Origin of the sequence: Halobaculum gomorrense (assembly GCF_900129775.1) — an archaeon.
In the GTDB taxonomy this organism is placed as follows: domain Archaea; phylum Halobacteriota; class Halobacteria; order Halobacteriales; family Haloferacaceae; genus Halobaculum; species Halobaculum gomorrense.
In genome coordinates this window covers 90,080-106,720 of the sequence record NZ_FQWV01000003.1, presented here as the reverse complement: position 1 = coordinate 106,720, position 16,641 = coordinate 90,080, and the positions used below count along the sequence as shown (strand labels likewise).

Here is a 16,641-nt window from a genome sequence, read left to right as displayed (position 1 = left end):
ACGGCATCACCGAGCGCCGGCGTCCGCTCGCTCGGTGGCCGATTCGTCGTGCGGGCCGAACACGGTGTACAGTGTCCAGGCGACGAGGAGGACGCACACGGACGAGGCGAGCGCGACGTACGCTCCCCCGTGCACGAGCATCGCGTACGCCCACACCGGGGCGAGCGCGCCGATCGTTATCGCGACCAACGTTCGTGGGGTCATATCCGTATCCAGAATGTTCCTGTCGGGAGTATATTCGGGCCAGGCGGTTCCCAGATTCTGAGAAGCAGTTGTCTTTACTAACGCCTCGTGGGGCAACCGCCGAACATGGGACGGATACGAGACAGGTCTCCCGACGCGACCCGGCGGCGGGTACTGGCCGCCGGCGCTGCAGTTGCGAGCGGAGCGTTCCTGGGCGCCGCCGCCCCCGCTGCGGCCCAGTCCGGGACTGACTTCGGCGGGTGGTTTGACGGCGTCTCGAACTACGACGGCGTCGTCGACCGGACGGGACAGTCCGAAGTGACCGTCGAGGTCGGCGTCGAGAACGGCGGCGGCCCGTACGGCTTCGGTCCGCCGGCGGTCCGGGTCGACTCCGGAACCACGGTCGTTTGGCAGTGGACCGGCCAAGGCGGGTCACACAACGTGGTCGCACAGGACGGCTCGTACGAATCGGAGTTGGTCGCGGACGCCGGCCGCACCTTCAGTCACACCTTCGAGAGTGAGGGGGTGTCCAAGTATTTTTGTCAGCCGCACAAGGCGATCGGCATGAAGGGCGCGATCGTCGTCGGCGGGAGTGGCGGTTCGGGCGGCGGGTCCGTGTCCGAACCCGACTTCGGCGGCTGGTTCGAGGGCGTCTCCAACTACTCGGGGACGGTCGACAAGCGCGGACAGTCGGAGGTGACCGTCGAGGTCGGCGTCGAGAACGGCGGCGGCCCCTACGGGTTCGGCCCCGCGTCCGTTCGCGTCGACCCCGGCACCACGGTCGTCTGGCAGTGGACCGGCCAGGGCGGGTCACACAACGTGGTCGCCCAGGACGGCTCATACAGCTCGGAACTCGTCGCCGAAGCCGGTCACTCCTTCAGTCACACCTTCGAGAGCGAGGGAGTCTCGAAGTACTTCTGTCAGCCGCACAAGGCGCTCGGCATGAAGGGCGCGATCGTCGTCGGCAACGTCGGCGGCTCGAGCGGCGGCTCGGGGTCGGGCGGCGACGGCGGGGGAGCGGCCGCCGATTCCGGCGGTGGACTCTCGCTGCTGGTCCCGGACGACTTCACCGGATGGCTCGCGGTCGTGTTCGGGGGGACGGTCGGGCTGGCCGTCACGGCCGTTCTCGGAAGCGAGGCGTACACCGCCTACCGGGACCACGCGGCCGCCGAGGAGGCGTACGTCCGAGACAGTCCGGTCGAAGCGGTCGAGGACGACGCCGAGGTGGAGCTCGGCGAGGAGTACGACCCCGTCGGGACGGCTGCGCTCGTCTTCGGCTACTTCGTGTTGATCTCGGCGCTGTGGGTCTTCATGTACTTCGTCGAGTACATCGGCGGTCCGACTATCACTGGGTGATTCAATGCACGTTCACAGATTCGAGAAGCTCTGGTTCGGCGCATCGCTTGTCCTGATCGTTGCGTTCATGGGGACCATCGTCTACGGCGCGATCGGTCCCGGCGTCGCCATGGTCGGCGACGACGGCGGCACCATCGACTCGACCGTCGTCGCGAACGGGAACTTCGAACGGGCCGACAACTTCCGCGCGCCCGGCGTCTACGCGTCGAGCGACGGCGAGGGCGTCGAGGTGTACGTCGTCGCCCGGCAGTACCTGTTCAACCCCGGGACCGCACAGCCGATTGAAGTCCCGGTCGGCGAGGAGGTTACTTTCCACGTCACCTCGGCCGACGTGACGCACGGCTTCTACCTCGCCGGGACGAACGTCAACACGATGGTCATTCCCGGTCAGATCGCACGGTTCGACGTGACGTTCGAGGAGACCGGGGAGTACGGCATCGTCTGTCACGAGTACTGCGGGAGCGGCCACCACACGATGGCCGGGCAGCTCCACGTCGTGCCGCAGTCGCAGTTCAACGCGACCGCCGGTGGTGAGAACTGATGGCAACTGGACACCCAGACGACGCGATCACGCACAGCGAGGAGGAGTACGTCGAGACCGAGGACGGCACGCGGCACCGCCGTGCGTTCGTCGACCGGTATCCCGACGCCGCGCGGATCGTCCGGATCTGCCTGGGGATCTCGTTCGTCGCCTTCGCGGGCGGCGCTCTGTTCGGACTGATCCAGGCGCTCCACCGGACGAACGTCCTGCGGATCATCCCGTCGTCGGACTACTACACGCTCCTGACCGGTCACGGCGTGCTCATGGCGCTGGTGTTCACCACGTTCGGGATCGCGGGCTTGTTCCAGTGGGCGAACACGCGGAGCCTCGGGATATCGCCGCCCAGTTCCACGCTGACCGCCGCGTGGCTCGGGACGATGACGCTCGGTACGCTGCTCGCCGCCGGAACCATCGTCGCTGGGCTGTTCGATTCGATCCCGGCGAGCGCGGACGTGCTGTTCACCTTCTACGCGCCGCTGAAGGCGCACCCGCTGTTCTACGTCGGCGCGGCGCTGCTCATCGTGGGCTCGTGGCTCGCCGGCGCGAGTTACTTCCTCCAGTTCCGCGAGTGGCGCTCGGAGCACCCCGACGCGCGCATCCCGCTGCAGTCGTTCATGGTGCTGACGACGATGCTGATGTGGTACATCTCGACGCTTGGCGTCGCCGTCGAGGTCGTCGTCTTCCTCATCCCGTGGTCGCTCGGCCTGATCCAGCAGGTCGACCCGCTGCTCACGCGGACGCTGTTCTGGTACTTCGGCCACCCAGTCGTGTACTTTTGGCTGCTGCCGGCGTACGTGATCTGGTACACCGTGTTGCCGAAGCTGTCGGGCGGCCGCCTGTTCAGCGACCCGCTCGCGCGTGTGGTGTTCGTGCTGTTCCTCATCCTCTCGACGCCGGTCGGCTTCCATCACCAGTACACCGACCCCGGGATCGCCTCGGGGTACAAGTTCGTCGCGATGACGAACACGTTCTTCCTGTTGCTGCCGTCGCTGTTGACGCTGTTCACCGTCGTCGCCAGTATGGAGCACGGCGCCCGCCAGCGCGGCGGCACCGGCTACCTCGGCTGGCTGAAGGCGCTGCCGTGGGAGAAGCCGGCGTTCGCGGGCATCGCCCTCTCAGGCATCATGTTCGCGGCGGGCGGCTTCTCGGGCATGATCAACGCCGGGATGAACATCAACTACCTCATCCACAACACGCTGTGGGTGCCCGGGCACTTCCACCTCACCGTCGGGACGGCGTTCGCGCTCACGCTGATGGCGGTCTCCTACTGGCTCGTCCCGCAGGTGACCGGCAAGCGGCTCCAGCTGTACGGCGTCGCCTCGCTGCAGCCGTACGTGTGGTTCGTCGGGATGGTGCTCATGTCGAACGCGATGCACCGCGCCGGACTCGCCGGCATTCCCCGGCGGACGGCGGAACCGCAGTACGACCAGTTCAGCTTCCAGGCGGTCGTGGGCAGCGTCGCCGAGATGCGCGTCCAGATCGCGATCGGCGGCACGCTGCTGTTCATCGGGGCCGCGATGTTCCTCGCGGTCATGCTGGCCACCTGGACGCTCGGGAGACCGAACAGCCAGCTTCGCGTCAACGGCTTCCTCCCGGAGCCGATGTCGGGAGCCGAGGACTCCCCGCAGGTGCTCGACAACCTGAAGCTGTGGGCTGCCGTCGCGATCGTGCTCGTCGCGCTGGCGTACGGCCTCCCGCTGTTCGACATGGTCGCCGACGGGCTGTTCACTCCGGGGAGCCTTCCGGTGCCGGTGTAACGCCGCATCGCATGGCTCGTGCGGCTGCGGCTTTCACGCGGATCTCTCGATTCGATGACCCCCACCGACAACACTGACACGGACGACGTGACCGCGGCCGATGACTCGGCCGCGACGGACCCGCCCGCGACGGAGTCGGCCGCGACGGATCTGGCCGACTCGGACGACGGCCTCGACCGCAGGCGGCTGATCCGGTGGATAGCCGTGCTCGCTTTCACGGTCCCCGTGATCGTCGAGGCGCTCACCTTCGGGGGACTGATCGGTGACACGCTCCTCGGCGGCGACGACGGCTCTGACGATGCCGGCGGCGGAGACGGAGACGGAACGGTGACCGAGTCGGCCACGCCCCGAGCGAGTGGAGTCGGCGTCGGCGACGAACTCCTGCAGGACGCGCCGCCGACCGAGACGATCGCGGTCTCGGAAGTGCGGGGGCAGTCGGCCGACTCGCGGACCTACGTGCTCCGGGTGACCGTCAAGAACACGACCGACGAGTCGGTCGAACTCCGCCTCACCGGCGTCACGCTCCGCGACGGAACGACCTTAGCGAGCGTCTCGGCGACGGGGTCGATCCCGGCCGGCGAAACCGGCGAGGTGACGGGCGCGTGGGATCTCCCGGCGGGCTCGATGCCCGTCGCGGTCGATATCGTGCTACTGCGGGACGGTGAGGAGGCGATCACGCGATCTGTCCCGCTCGAACGACCGCCGATCCGCGGGTAACTCGGTCAGTTCTCGGCGCCGACGCGCTCTGGCTGCTCGTACTTGGTTTCGAACTCGCCGATGAGCTGCCCCATCTTCGCGTACCAGTCGTTGAGCATGCGCTGCATGTCGTCGGCGATCTGAGAGGGGTCCGTCGGGCTGTAGACGTGGTAGTATCCGCCCTGATCGTAGTTGATCTGCTCTTTTTGGATGAACCCCGCGCTCAGGAGCCGCTGGACCGCGCGGTAGGCCGTCGAGCGCTCGCGGTCGACGCGCGCTGCGATCTCGTCGATCGTGAGCGGGGAGTCGGCCGACACCAGCGCCTGAAAGCAGTCCTTGTCGAGCTGCTTCAGGCCGTGGAAGCACTCCAGCAGCCCCTCGCACTCCATGTCCCGCTGGAGTTGCTCGGACATCGAATCGGGCATTTGTACGATGAGACGTACGATCTCCGCCGTCATAAGGATTGTGTGTGCGGCATACAATCCCGTTTGGGCGGAGTCCCGCCCCCTCGACGGGAGTAACCTGGCGGACGGCCCGGCGACTCTCTGGTGATCGCCAGCGGACAGCCGCTCCGCGTGTACCGATGCGCGTCGCGACCGAGAACAGCGAGCAACGAGCGCGTGCGGGCCGCTTCGGCAGACACAACCTCTAAAAACGCCAGCGGAGTATTGGGCGGTGTGTCACAGACCAATGGTGAACAAGTGGACGGCGGCCCGGCCGCGGCGACTGGTCGCCGACGCTCGGCCACCGCGTCGCCATCGTCGACGCGGAGCGGGAGTCGATGACGGCTGACGGCCTCGGAGACGAGCCCGCTGGTGGCGAGTCAGGCGCGGACGGCGAGTCAGTCGAGGAGGCGCCGGTGCACGTCGGCGAAGGGCTACTGGACGAGGAGATGGGGCCAAGCTCGGCGATGGCACACCTGTACCGCGGGGAGATCCACCGCATGAAACTGTGGCGCGAGCGCCTCGACCGGACCACGAACTGGGCGGTCATCGTCATCGCGGCGTTGCTCACGTGGGCGTTCACCAGCCCGGACAACCCGCATTACATCATCCTCGTCGGCGTCGCGACGCTGTCGGTGTTCCTCGTCATCGAGTCGCGTCGCTACCGGGGATACGATATCTGGCGCACGCGCGTCCGCACGATGCAGGAGAACGTCTGGGCGTACGGGCTCGACCCCGAAGGCGGGCTCGTCGACGAGCACTGGCGCGAGCGTCTCGGCGAGGACTACCGAACGCCGACGCTGAAGATCACCACCGAGGAGGCGATCGCCCACCGGCTCCACCGGGTGTACCTCCCGCTGTTCGCCGTCCTGTTGGCCGCGTGGCTCATCCGGATCACGGCGTTCTCGACGGATCCGTGGCTGGCGACGGCGGCGATCGGCATGATCCCCGGGTCGGTCGTCGTCGCGGTCGTCGGCGTTTTCTACGCCGTCGCGATCGCGATCGCCTGCCGACCCCGCACCTGGCACGCGAAAGGGGAGCTCCGGTCGGAGGACCTCCGAAGGAAACGGTGACGCACGCCGACTCGATCAGCGCGGCCGCCGGCCGCCGGCCGAGCCGTTCGAGACGTGCTCGGCGCTGCCGTCGACCGCGTCCGTCTCCCACGACGGCTCCGTCGGGTCAGTCGTCGGCGGGCGCCCCTCCGGGGGCCCCGGGCGACGGCTCGGTCACCTGCGTCACGACCAGGGCCAGCCCGACGACTCCGCCGGCGGTGGCGACGACGAACGGGACAGCGAAGCCGAACCCGACGAGGAACCCCGACAGGAGCGTTCCGAACGCGACGCCCAGCCCGAACCCCATCGTCAAAAGCGACAGCGTCGACCCCGAGGTGCCCTCCTTCGCCAAATCGCCCGCGAGCGCGAGCGACGGGGCGAACACGGCCGCGACGGCGACCCCCTGCAGGAACCTGGCGGCGATCATCGGCGTCGAGGAGGTGAGGAACCCCTGTACCAGCGTCGTCGGGATCAGGAGGACGAAGCCGGCGACCAGGAACGGTCGCCGTCCGTATCGGTCGCTGAGGCGACCCAGCGGCAGCTGAAAGACGACGTTCGCGAGGACGGTCGCGCCGAACTGCACCGAGAACAGGAAGCTCCCCTGGCCCAGCCGCTCGTTGATCACGTTCCCCAGCGGCGCGTAGATGGCGATACTGAGCGCCATCACGACCGTCGCGACCCCGAGGGCGAACACCGGATCGAGGCCGCCGCGCTCGCCGCGCACCCGGATCGAGATGTCCTCGGCGGCGGTGCCCTCCGCCCGCTCCGGGTCCTCGATGAGGACGCCGATCAGCGCGAACGCGATCACGGCGCCCGCGACGGCGCTCAGAAACGCCGCCTCGAACCCGGAGACGAGTTCGCCTGCGAGCCGGTAGGGGCCGCCGGCGACGACGACGCCGGCGACGATCGGGCCGGTCCCGAACCCGAGCAGCCGGAAGGTGTTGAACAGCCCGAAGTTGCTCCCCCGCTCGTCGGACGGGGAGAGCTCGTTGACGAGCGCGACCGTCACCGGGACGGTGAACGCCGCGCCGACACCCTGGAGCGCCCGCATCGCCAGCACCGCGACGTAGTCGGTGAGGAACACGTACCCCGCGCTGCCGACGGCGACGAGCGCGAGGCCGAAGAGGAGAAACGCCCGCCGCCGGCCGGTCCGGTCCGAGAGCGCGCCGGTGAACGGCTGTCCCAGGCTGTTGAGGAACCCGAACAGCGAGAGGACGATCCCGATCAGCAGCTCGGTCGACACCGAGACCGGGACGCCGACGACCGACACGGTCGAGCCGACGAACGCGGGGAGCGCGACCGCCTGGCTCCCGATGTACAGCGGAAGCACCACCACGAGAAACGAGTTCGCGATCGCGTCGACCATCCGCGCCAGCGCGAGCGAGAGGATCCGCGGGTCGAGGTCGGGTAGATATCCCATCCACCGACCGAAGGGACGCGATCGGTATCAATCCGGCTCCGTCGACCGTTCCCGCCGGTAGTCGGCGATGCGGTCAGCCCTGCTGTGGCCGCTCCTCGAACGGCTGTACGACGACGAATCCGGCGTCGCCGGCGAACTCCATCTGGTACGTCTCGCCGGAGGACTGACCGATCGCGTCGCTCAGGCTCCGGTTCGTCTTGATGCTCGGCGAGAGGCCCGCCGACCACGCGACCGTGGCGTCGGGGTCGGTCTTCACCGGCGGTTCGAGCACGAGCGGGTCGCCGTGGGTGGTGATCGCGACCATCCCTGGACCGGTGAGGTACACGTTCGTCAAGCCAGCCGCGGAGGCCCCACCGAGGCTCCCGATCGTCGATATCTCGTAGTCGACGGACGCCTCGAACGCGAGGACGTCGTTTCCGTTCACCGAGATGGACTCGCCGTCGTCGAGCGAGAGGATCTGGATCCGCTTCTCCTGGTCGGCCACATACAGGTGGCCCGTCCCAGTCACCTCCATCACGGGCGTCCCCTCACTGGACACCTGCGATTTGATGAAGCCGCTCAGGCCGCCTTCGGCGGAGGACTTCCCCGTGAACGAGAGGTCGCCCTGATAGGCGATCATCGATCCGGCCTTGGTCAAGACCGTGCCGTCGACATCGATGTCGAGAAGCTTGTTGTTCTCCAGTTCGAAGCGATCGTCGCTTTCTCCGGGCGCGTGGTGGGAGACGAAGTTGTCGAGTTCCATCGTGTATCGTGGTCTCGGGGACCTGGGTTCCAGTCGGTCCCCATCGAACAAAAAGCTACGCCGGTTTCGCCGTTGATAGCCGGGAACGAACCGTTTTCCGTCGCCGCCGGCACCGGCGCGCATGGACCCGGTCGAGGACAGATCGCCGATCGTCGCACGCGAGCGGTCGCCGCTGTCGACCGCCCGAAAACGGGAGATCGCCCGGACGCTCGACCGGGCGTTCACGCACGGGGTCGACGGGCTCCGTACGGACGAGTGGGCCACGGTTCCGGGCTGTCGCGTCTCGTTCGTCGTCGGCGACGACCGGATCGAGATCCGCCTGCGGTACGACGCCGCCGAGCTTCCCGGCCCGGTCGTCGTCCCCGACGCCGGGGACGCGGACGCCTCGCGTGTCGACGGGGGCGGCCCGGCGAGCGCGTTCGTCGACCTGTCCGCGGCCCACGCAGCCGCATACGAAGATCTGACGGACGCCGCCGGCCGCGCGGTCGACCCCTTCGCGGTCACCGTACCGGACTCGCCGTTCGCACGGTCGGCCGTCGACGGCGAAGTGACGTTCACCGCGGCGCTGTCGGTCCTCACCGGGAACGGGGACTCCTCCCGGCAGACGTACGACTGGTGAGCGCCGAGCCGCGGGCGGCCGACCGCCGCCAGCCCCCGAGGGGAACCGGCGTGCCAATCACAGCCGGTACTGTTACCAAACGCATATATTTCGGTATCCGAATGGCAACGTACTATCATGGCTGATCGGATCCGCGTGCTCCTCGTCGCTGGCGACGAGGAGCACGCGGCGCTGGTCTCGACGCGGCTCGAACGCGTTGACGCCGGCCTGGCAGTCGAGACCGCAGTCGGCGCCGACGAGGCGCTCGATCGGCTCGAATCGGACAGTCTCAACTGCGTGGTGTCCGACTACGCGCTCCCCGACCGGACCGGGATCGACCTGCTCGAAGCCGTCCGCGAGGAGCGGCCGGATCTCCCGTTCATCCTGTACACGGCCGACGGCAGCGAGGCGATCGCGAGCGAGGCGATCTCGGCGGGTGTCACCGAGTACCTCCGGAAACGGTCGGGGACCGAACAGTTCGACCGGCTCGCGGATCGGATCCGTGACTCGGTCGATCGGTACCGCGCCGACCGCCGGGCGGCCGCGGCCGACCGAAACACGGCGATCGCGAGCGACGTTACCGAGGCGCTCGTCCGCGCGACGACCGCGGAGGACGCCGAACGGCAGGTCTGTGCGGTACTCGCCGAGTCCGGAGCGTACGGCTCCGTCGGGATCGGCGGCGTCGACGACGAGGGGGGCTTGAATTTCAGGGCGACGGCGACCAGCGACGACACCGGCCCGAACGGCGGCAACGACACCAGTCCGAACGGCGGCGGCGACTTCACCGCTGCCGGGAGCGCGATAGACGAACGCCAGTCCGCGGCCGCAGCCGTCGCGACCCGCGCCGTCGAGAGCGGACAGATCGTCGTGGAGCGCGTCGACGGTCCTACCGGTTCCGAAGCGGGCGGAGAGACGGCCGCGGTCCCGCTTGTCGCCGGCGACGGCGGTCGTGGCGTGCTCGTCGCCCGGGCCGCGGGCGGGGGGACGCTCGACCGCTGCGACCGCGAACTGCTCGAAACGGTCGGGGACAGCGTCGCACACTCCCTCCGGTCGTTCGACACCCGCCGGCGGCTCAACGCCGAGCGCGACCGCCGGCGGGCCCTGTTCGCGAACGCGCCGATGCCGGTCGTCGAAGCCGAGATGAGCGACGATGGGTCACACCGTGTCATCGACGCGAACGCGGCCTTCGAGCGGCGATTCGGCCGCGAGGCGGACGAGGTCGTCGGCCGCGACATCGCCGACGTGATCGACTTTCCCGACTGGACGGACGCGAACCGAGATGGCGAGCGTCGCCTCGCCTCCGGTGGCCTGGTCGTCGAAGAGGTGGTCCGCGAAACGGTCGACGGCCCGTGGGAGTTCCTGTTGACCGCGATCCCCCGCGGTGGCAACGTCGCGGAGATCGCCGGGGACGACCGCGACATCGACGCCGGCGCCGATCCCGGTGACCCCGACGACGATACCGATGACCCCGACGCCACCCCCGGTGACGACGGGGTCGCCGACGGGTGGTACGTGTGGTACCTCGACATCGCCGAGCAGAAGCGGCGCGAGCGAGCCATCGAGGGGCTTCACGCGACGGTCGGCGCGCTCGTCGAGGCGCGAACGCCCGAGTCAGTCGCCGAGATCACCGCCGACGCGCTGCACGACATCCTCGATCTCCCGTACAACGGGGTACACCTCTACGACGAACAGACGGGCGGGCTGGTCCCGGTCGCGTGGACCGACGAGACCGAGGCGATCGTCGGCGAACCGCCCACGTTCGCGCCGGGCGAGGGACTGGCCGGCCGGACGTACGAATCTGGCGAGCCGCAGGTGTACGAGGACCTCGAGTCGGCGTCAGAGCGCTACAACTCCGAGACACCGGTCGGGAGCGAGATCGTCCTCCCGCTGGGCGACCACGGCGTGCTCCTCGTCGGCGCACCCGAGCGAGCGGCGTTCGACGATATCGACGTCTCGATGGCGAAGACGCTCGCGGAACACGCCACGGCCGTGCTCCACCGGATCGAGCGCGAGCGCATCCTCGAAGCGTTGCAACACCGCACGCAGCGGTTGATGAAGGCAACGACACGGGACGCGATCTCCGAGGTCGCCGTCGAGACAGCCAACGGCGTGCTCGGCGCACAACTGAGCGGGGTCCACCTCCTTTGCGACGGCGGTCGGCGCTTGGCGTTGGCGGCAGGCGCCGACTCCGTCGAGACGCAGTTCGACCAGCCCCCGGAGTACGTTCGCAGCGACGATGACCCCGCAAACGAGGTCGTCTGGAACGCGTTCGACAGCGGGGAACCGCGGTACATCGACGACATCCGCACCCACGAACGCCTAGCCGAGCAGACGCCGAGTCGGAGCGTGATCGTGTATCCGCTGGCCGACCACGGCGTGTTCATCGTCTCGTCCACGGAGCCGAACGCGTTCGACGAGACCGACAAGACGTTCACCGAGATCCTGGCGACCGGCGTGGCCGCGGCGCTCGACCGGGTCGAGCGCGAGCGCGAACTCCGGCGGCGGAACGAACACCTCGACGAGTTCGCAGGGCTGATCTCTCACGACCTCCGTAACCCGCTCAACGTCGCCCAGGGACGCGTCGAGCTGGCGCGCGAAGAGACCGACAGCGACCACCTCGACCCGGCCGCGAGGTCGATCAATCGGGCGCTGTCGCTGCTCGAGGAGTCGCTCGCGTTCGCGCGGGAGGGCCGCGACGAGGCCGATTTTGAACCGGTCAACCTGGCGACCGCCGCGGTAGAGTCGTGGTCTCACCTCGACACCGGCGACGCGGAGCTGGCCGTCGAAACCACGCGCACGGTGACCGCGGACGCGAGCCGGCTGAAACAGGTGCTCGAGAACCTGATCGGAAACGCGGTGAAACACGGCGGGGACGGGGTGACGGTGACCGTCGGCGACCTCCCGACCGGGTTCTACGTGGCCGACGACGGGCCGGGGATCCCCCCGGACTCGCGAGGCGACGTGTTCGAGGTCGGGTACTCCAGCGACGACGGCAGTACCGGGTACGGTCTGTACATCGTCAGTCGGATCGTCGACGCCCACGGGTGGGAGATCGCGGTCGTCGACGCCGACGCTGCCGATGGCACCGACGGCGGCGTTCGATTCGAGATCACCGGCGTCGATCCGGTGGCGTGATCGGCGATCGCCCGCGGCGGTCCGCTATGGCCGAAGCCCCATGTCGCGCAGTTCGAACCGGGCCCCCGCCGGGTCGGCGTCGGTGACGGCGACCTCCCACCCGTGTCCGGAGGCGATCTGCTCGACGATCGAGAGCCCGAACCCGGTTCCCCGCTCGCGCGTCGAGTAGCCCCGATCGAAGATCGCTCCCCGGCGCTCTGTCGGAACGCCCGGACGGTCGTCGGCGACGAATATCCCGTCGCCGTCATCGAGTCGGCCGACGTGGACGGTGACGGACTCGCCGCCGTGCGTGTGCTCGCGGAGGCTGATCAGCGTCGACACCTCCGTGCCGTCCTTGTGGAGGGCCGGGAGTTCCATCCCGTCCCAGTCGATGTTCCGATCGCCGGACTCGACGTACGCCGCGAGCGCCTCGGCGTGGGCCGCCCGCAGCCGCTCGGGGATGATCACCATCTTCGACCTGCCGACGAGTTCGTCGGGCGAGTACCCGAGGATCTCCTCGACTGCGGGGTTCGCGTACCAAATCGTGCTCTCCTCGTCGATCGTCAACATCCCCTCCGCGGCGTTCTCGACGAGGGTCTGGTAGAAATCCTGGGGCGCGGTCGGAAGGTCGGGATCTGTGACGGTTTGATTGAATCGAGCCCCGACGATCAAAAAGCACGCAAAGTCGGGCCGTTCGATCCAACCGCCTCTCGACCGGCTATCGGCCCTCGAATGACGACCCCCGCCAGTGAGACACCAGACCGGTGGCGCGGATGAAACATCATCGATCCGATCGTTGCAGGATAACTATATTCGTATAATGGGGTAGATATATGTTCAGATTATGTATTTCAAACAGTATGAATCGTCGGTTGGGAAGGCGAACGTTTCTCGGCCTCGGGGCCGCAGCGTCCGTCGCCGTCGTCGGAACGACGGCCGGCAGCGCGGCGTTCTCGGGGATCGATCAGGACTTCGAGTCCGTCTCGGTCGGCGGATACCCGTCGGGGTGGGTGAAAGACGGCGCCACGGACCAGGCGGTCGTCGACGACCGAGCACACAGTGGGAGCCGCTCGCTGCGTCTCACGGGGAGCCACGGCGGCTGCTGGCAGGCAATCGCGAACGCGCCGATCGGCGGTCACCCCGGCGAGACCGAGGTGCGGTTCTCGGGGAGTGTCCTCCCCGGGGCGGCCGGTTCCTTCGGCTGTCACGACAAGTACTACGCGCGAGTCCAGTTGCGAACCGACGCCGGAGGAGGGTGGTCAGACGGGTCGAGCCGATCGATCCTCACAATGCGTCGCGACGGCACGCTGTCGGCCCCCGGCGGCGTCACCGTCGGGACGTTCTCGCCGGGCGACTGGGTCAGCTACGACATCACCTACCAGTACGACGCCGGCGCCGACGAGATAACCCTCGAGTACGAGATCGACGGCGGGTCAAGCGGGGGAACGACCACCGTCTCCGCGGCGAGTTGGGAGACGGATATCTCGTATCTCACGCTCCGAAGCGGCGACTTCACGACGTACTGGGACTCGGTCACGGCCAAGCCCGTCGGCGGCGGGAACCAAGTGCCGAACGCGGCGTTTCAGTACGCTCCCGAATCGCCGACGGTCCGCGACGAGGTCGTGTTCGACGCGAGCGACGCGAGCGATGCCGACGGCTCGATCGTCGGCTACGCGTGGGACCTCGACGGCGACGGCGACTACGACGCCACCGGCGAGACGGTCGTTCATTCGTACGACAACAGCGGCGAGTACCCGGTTTCGCTGCGCGTGACGGACGACGACGGGGCCACCGCCGTGGCGTCGACGACCGTCGCGGTCGGGAGCGGGAACACCGCGCCGTCGGCCTCGTTCCAGGTCGCGCCGCAGTCTCCCATCGTGGGCGACAGCCTCACGCTCGACGCGAGCGACGCGAGCGATGCCGACGGCTCGATCGTTGGCTACGCGTGGGACCTCGACGGCGACGGCGACTACGACGCGACGGGGCGCGTCGTCGAGCACACCTACGAGAGCTCCGGTACGTACGAGATCGGGCTCAGAGTGACCGACGACGACGGGGCGACCGATCGCGTGAGCCGGTCGGTGTCGATCGGAGAACCCGAGAATCGGGGTCCGACCGCGGGGTTCGAGGTCAGCCCGTCCCCGCCGGTGGCGGGGACAGCGACGACGTTCGACGCGTCGGCGGCGACCGATCCGGACGGCTCGATCGCGGCCTACGAGTGGGACTTCGGCGGCGACGGGAGCGTCGACGCCACGGGACAGACTGTCGAACACACCTTCGAGGAGGCGGGCGACGCGACGGTCGCCCTCCGGGTCTCCGACGACGACGGCGCCGTCGGCAGGGTCGAGCGGACGTTCTCCGTTGCCAAACCCGAAAACAAGCCGCCCTCGGCTGTGTTCGACAGTTCGACAGCAGAGCCTCAGGCGGGTGAAACCGTCCGGTTCGACGCCTCTGCCAGCACAGACCCCGACGGGGAGATCAAGGGGTACCGGTGGGACCTGACCGGGGACGGAACCCGCGACGCCACCGGACGGACCGTCGAGTACACCTACGAGTCGCCGGGAGAGTACACCGTGACGCTCACCGTCGTCGACGCCGCCGGCGCGACGGCCACGAGTAGGGGGACCGTGACGGTGACCGAGAGTCCGCTCTCCTCGGTCAAGGCGGCCCACCTGAAGACGGCAAAGCGGGTCGACGAGATCTCGGTCGCGAACCTCGGCGCGACCGCGAAGGCGCAGCGGGCGAACCGAGCGTTCACCGACGCCGTCGACCGCGGCGACCTCGACATCGGGACGGCGATCGACGCGATACGCCGGCTGGATTCGGGACTGAGCGTCACGGAGCACACGCTCGAACACATCGGCGGGGCCACAGAACTGAGCAGCAACCGAGTCGACCTCGCACAGGAGATGGCGATGCCGACGATCAACACGTCGATGGAACTGCTGTTGACGGTCGTCTCGATCGCGAAGAAGATCTCAAAGGGCGTCGGTCTCGGGACGAAGGCGGTACTCGCGACGGCGAAGTCGAAGGCGAAGGACGCGGTGAAGACGATCCTGACGAGCATGCTCGGCCGCGGGATCGACGCGATGTCGAAGATCGACTACGAGGCCAACACGATCGTCGGCGAGATCGTCTCGGGCAGCCTGGACACGGTCGCGGCCGTCAACGACGCCGTCGAAGCCGCCGCCCAACGCGTGGTCGATTCGGTATCGACATCGATCCAGTACTACGCCGAGGCGCGGATGGGGGCGGGAGTGGCCCCACTCGTGGGGTCGTTCATCGGGGCGACGACGGCGTCGCTCGCGGCCGGACTGGAGTTCTTCTACGGCTACCTCTCGCCCGAACGCGTGGTCGAGAACGGGCTCCGGGGGGACACGAACGCAGCCACGTCGGCGACGATCGACGCGTCCCACTCGATCGCGAACGAGGCGGAGGACACGCAGGCGCTCATCAGGGACGCCAAGGAGTTCGGTGAGTCGTTCTCGCTGACGGAGTCGGTGTATCGCCTCTGGAACGATCCCAGCCTCTGGGAGGTCGCAAAGACGATCGGGTCGGTCGTCCTGTTCGTCGCCGGCGGCATCGTCAACGCGTTCGCGACCGGCGGCGGGATCGGCGCGCTCGTGAAGATCAACGTGACGCATCACCTCGGCCTGTTCAACGCTATCAGGGGGTAATCCATGGAGGACACAGACACACCGATCCCGCGACTGTTCGAGCAGTACTGCAGCGCGCTGACAGAGGGAGACCTCCCGGCGGCCGTCGAGTACGCCGTGCAGATCGACGACACCGAGTCGCGCATCGACTCGCTGTTGTCCGACTTCACGACGGCCGTCGAGAACGACCGGCGGGTGCTCGCGCGAACTATCCTCGGACAGATCGCCGACGCCTACGAGCGCAACGCTGCGGACTTTCAGGCGCGCACGCAGCGGGCAATGGCCGCCGTCGAGGAGGGGTCACTCACCGAGTCCGAACGGGAAGAACTGCTCGCGTTCGCGAGGAACGCTGCCCAGACGGACCTGACCCGATCGGGCTTTCTCGTCGACGCGGTGAACTTCTTCGAGGGGACGCAAGGGGGGTCCAACCTGGTCGAGACCGCCAGCCAGGTCCGCCGCACGGAACGCGACATCGACGAGGCGTCCGAGACGGTCTCGTCGGTCACCTCGGAGGCGTCGCTGACCGCCACCCCGAGCATTCTGGGGAGCACGGCGCCCGAGGAACTGACGCGGGGGGCGACCGTCGAGGTGGTCGCGACCGTCGGCAACGTCGGCGACGCCGAGTCGGCGACCCTCGCGGTCACCGTCGAGGCCGAGGACGGCCTCGAGCCGAGCCGGTCCTCGGTCGAGGTCGGACGCCTCGCGGGCGGCGACCGGACGGAAGTGACGGTCGAACTCACCGCTCGCCGGGCCGGGTCCCACTCGGCCACGCTCGCGCTGGAGGCCGACGGGTCGGTTGTGGAGACGGTGAACAAGACATTCGAGGTCAGCGAGCGCGCCCAATCCGTTCGCGAGGCGATCGCCGGCGACGACTCGGGGGAGCTCGACGCGACCGACATCCGGACTGCGATCACCCACTGGTCGAACGACGCGCAGGTGCCAGGAACGGGCGGCAAGACCGTGGACACCGAGACGCTCCAGAGACTCGTCACGGAGTGGGTCGCGGCAAACGGGGGCGATACCGATGCGTGAGCGACGATCGGGCCGCGACGACGCCACCCGGTGGCTCGGTGCCGCGATCGT

The 16,641-nt window shown here is 68.4% G+C and carries 14 protein-coding genes; 9 read left to right on the top strand and 5 right to left on the bottom strand.

All coding sequences use genetic code 11. The annotated features are described in order from the left end of the window. Window positions 1–6: 6 nt before the first annotated feature. On the bottom strand, window positions 7–204 hold the full coding sequence (locus BUE16_RS06710) for a hypothetical protein (protein ID WP_073307879.1): 198 nt from the start codon (window positions 202–204) through the stop codon (window positions 7–9). Between the two features lie 105 nt (window positions 205–309). Here BUE16_RS06710 and BUE16_RS06705 point away from each other — a divergent pair, with 105 nt between their 5' ends. The 4 genes from BUE16_RS06705 to BUE16_RS06690 are packed head-to-tail and all read left to right on the top strand — an operon-like array spanning window position 310 to window position 4,554. After that, window positions 310–1,539 (top strand): halocyanin domain-containing protein, encoded by a 1,230-nt coding sequence (locus BUE16_RS06705; RefSeq protein ID WP_073307877.1) that lies wholly within the window; start codon window positions 310–312, stop codon window positions 1,537–1,539. A gap of 4 nt (window positions 1,540–1,543) precedes the next feature. Beyond that, window positions 1,544–2,080 carry a cytochrome c oxidase subunit II gene (locus BUE16_RS06700; protein ID WP_073307875.1) on the top strand — a complete coding sequence of 179 codons (537 nt, stop codon included), beginning with the start codon at window positions 1,544–1,546 and terminating at the stop codon, window positions 2,078–2,080. Further along, on the top strand, window positions 2,080–3,837 hold the full coding sequence (locus tag BUE16_RS06695) for a b(o/a)3-type cytochrome-c oxidase subunit 1 (protein ID WP_079991534.1): 1,758 nt from the start codon (window positions 2,080–2,082) through the stop codon (window positions 3,835–3,837). Before BUE16_RS06700 ends, BUE16_RS06695 begins: the two co-directional genes overlap by 1 nt. Before the next feature lie 54 nt (window positions 3,838–3,891). Further along, window positions 3,892–4,554 carry a hypothetical protein gene (locus BUE16_RS06690; RefSeq protein WP_073307873.1) on the top strand — a complete coding sequence of 221 codons (663 nt, stop codon included), beginning with the start codon at window positions 3,892–3,894 and terminating at the stop codon, window positions 4,552–4,554. A gap of 5 nt (window positions 4,555–4,559) precedes the next feature. Here the strand turns inward: BUE16_RS06690 and BUE16_RS06685 are convergent, their stop codons facing one another. Continuing rightward, the gene (locus BUE16_RS06685; RefSeq protein WP_073307871.1) at window positions 4,560–4,958 is read right to left on the bottom strand and encodes a helix-turn-helix domain-containing protein; all 399 of its coding nucleotides are present in this window, start codon (window positions 4,956–4,958) and stop codon (window positions 4,560–4,562) included. Between the two features lie 356 nt (window positions 4,959–5,314). On the opposite strand from BUE16_RS06685, the gene BUE16_RS06680 reads away from it, so the two are divergent. Continuing rightward, a complete protein-coding gene (locus BUE16_RS06680) occupies window positions 5,315–6,049 on the top strand; it encodes a DUF2270 domain-containing protein (protein ID WP_079991533.1) in 735 nt (244 codons plus the stop codon). Window positions 6,050–6,155: 106 nt separating this feature from the next. On the opposite strand, the gene BUE16_RS06675 is transcribed toward BUE16_RS06680, so the two are convergent. Beyond that, a complete protein-coding gene (locus tag BUE16_RS06675; RefSeq protein WP_073307869.1) occupies window positions 6,156–7,448 on the bottom strand; it encodes an MFS transporter in 1,293 nt (430 codons plus the stop codon). 73 nt (window positions 7,449–7,521) lie between these two features. Next, complete coding sequence (locus BUE16_RS06670; protein ID WP_073307867.1) at window positions 7,522–8,190, bottom strand: AIM24 family protein; 669 nt, start codon at window positions 8,188–8,190, stop codon at window positions 7,522–7,524. A 121-nt stretch (window positions 8,191–8,311) separates the two neighbouring features. Between BUE16_RS06670 and BUE16_RS06665 the strand changes: the two genes are divergently transcribed. Then, window positions 8,312–8,809, top strand: coding sequence for a hypothetical protein (locus BUE16_RS06665; protein WP_073307865.1), 498 nt, complete (start codon window positions 8,312–8,314; stop codon window positions 8,807–8,809). A 117-nt stretch (window positions 8,810–8,926) separates the two neighbouring features. After that, a complete protein-coding gene (locus tag BUE16_RS06660; RefSeq protein WP_073307863.1) occupies window positions 8,927–11,923 on the top strand; it encodes a GAF domain-containing protein in 2,997 nt (998 codons plus the stop codon). Between the two features lie 24 nt (window positions 11,924–11,947). Here BUE16_RS06660 and BUE16_RS06655 read toward each other — a convergent pair whose 3' ends face one another. Then, complete coding sequence (locus BUE16_RS06655; protein WP_073307861.1) at window positions 11,948–12,574, bottom strand: sensor histidine kinase; 627 nt, start codon at window positions 12,572–12,574, stop codon at window positions 11,948–11,950. Between the two features lie 188 nt (window positions 12,575–12,762). Here BUE16_RS06655 and BUE16_RS06650 point away from each other — a divergent pair, with 188 nt between their 5' ends. Beyond that, entirely contained in the window at window positions 12,763–15,579 is a 2,817-nt protein-coding gene (locus BUE16_RS06650) for a PKD domain-containing protein (RefSeq protein ID WP_073307859.1), read from the top strand. 3 nt (window positions 15,580–15,582) lie between these two features. Continuing rightward, entirely contained in the window at window positions 15,583–16,590 is a 1,008-nt protein-coding gene (locus BUE16_RS06645; RefSeq protein ID WP_073307857.1) for a CARDB domain-containing protein, read from the top strand. Window positions 16,591–16,641 lie beyond the last annotated feature (51 nt).

Coding starts and splice junctions, on each gene's coding strand:
- BUE16_RS06710 (WP_073307879.1), bottom strand. CDS start 204: ATGACCCCACGAACGTTGGTCGCGATAACGATCGGCGCGCTCGCCCCG.
- BUE16_RS06700 (WP_073307875.1), top strand. CDS start 1,544: ATGCACGTTCACAGATTCGAGAAGCTCTGGTTCGGCGCATCGCTTGTC.
- BUE16_RS06680 (WP_079991533.1), top strand. CDS start 5,315: ATGACGGCTGACGGCCTCGGAGACGAGCCCGCTGGTGGCGAGTCAGGC.
- BUE16_RS06670 (WP_073307867.1), bottom strand. CDS start 8,190: ATGGAACTCGACAACTTCGTCTCCCACCACGCGCCCGGAGAAAGCGAC.
- BUE16_RS06660 (WP_073307863.1), top strand. CDS start 8,927: ATGGCTGATCGGATCCGCGTGCTCCTCGTCGCTGGCGACGAGGAGCAC.
- BUE16_RS06665 (WP_073307865.1), top strand. CDS start 8,312: ATGGACCCGGTCGAGGACAGATCGCCGATCGTCGCACGCGAGCGGTCG.
- BUE16_RS06690 (WP_073307873.1), top strand. CDS start 3,892: ATGACCCCCACCGACAACACTGACACGGACGACGTGACCGCGGCCGAT.
- BUE16_RS06695 (WP_079991534.1), top strand. CDS start 2,080: ATGGCAACTGGACACCCAGACGACGCGATCACGCACAGCGAGGAGGAG.
- BUE16_RS06645 (WP_073307857.1), top strand. CDS start 15,583: ATGGAGGACACAGACACACCGATCCCGCGACTGTTCGAGCAGTACTGC.
- BUE16_RS06685 (WP_073307871.1), bottom strand. CDS start 4,958: ATGCCCGATTCGATGTCCGAGCAACTCCAGCGGGACATGGAGTGCGAG.
- BUE16_RS06675 (WP_073307869.1), bottom strand. CDS start 7,448: ATGGGATATCTACCCGACCTCGACCCGCGGATCCTCTCGCTCGCGCTG.
- BUE16_RS06705 (WP_073307877.1), top strand. CDS start 310: ATGGGACGGATACGAGACAGGTCTCCCGACGCGACCCGGCGGCGGGTA.
- BUE16_RS06650 (WP_073307859.1), top strand. CDS start 12,763: ATGAATCGTCGGTTGGGAAGGCGAACGTTTCTCGGCCTCGGGGCCGCA.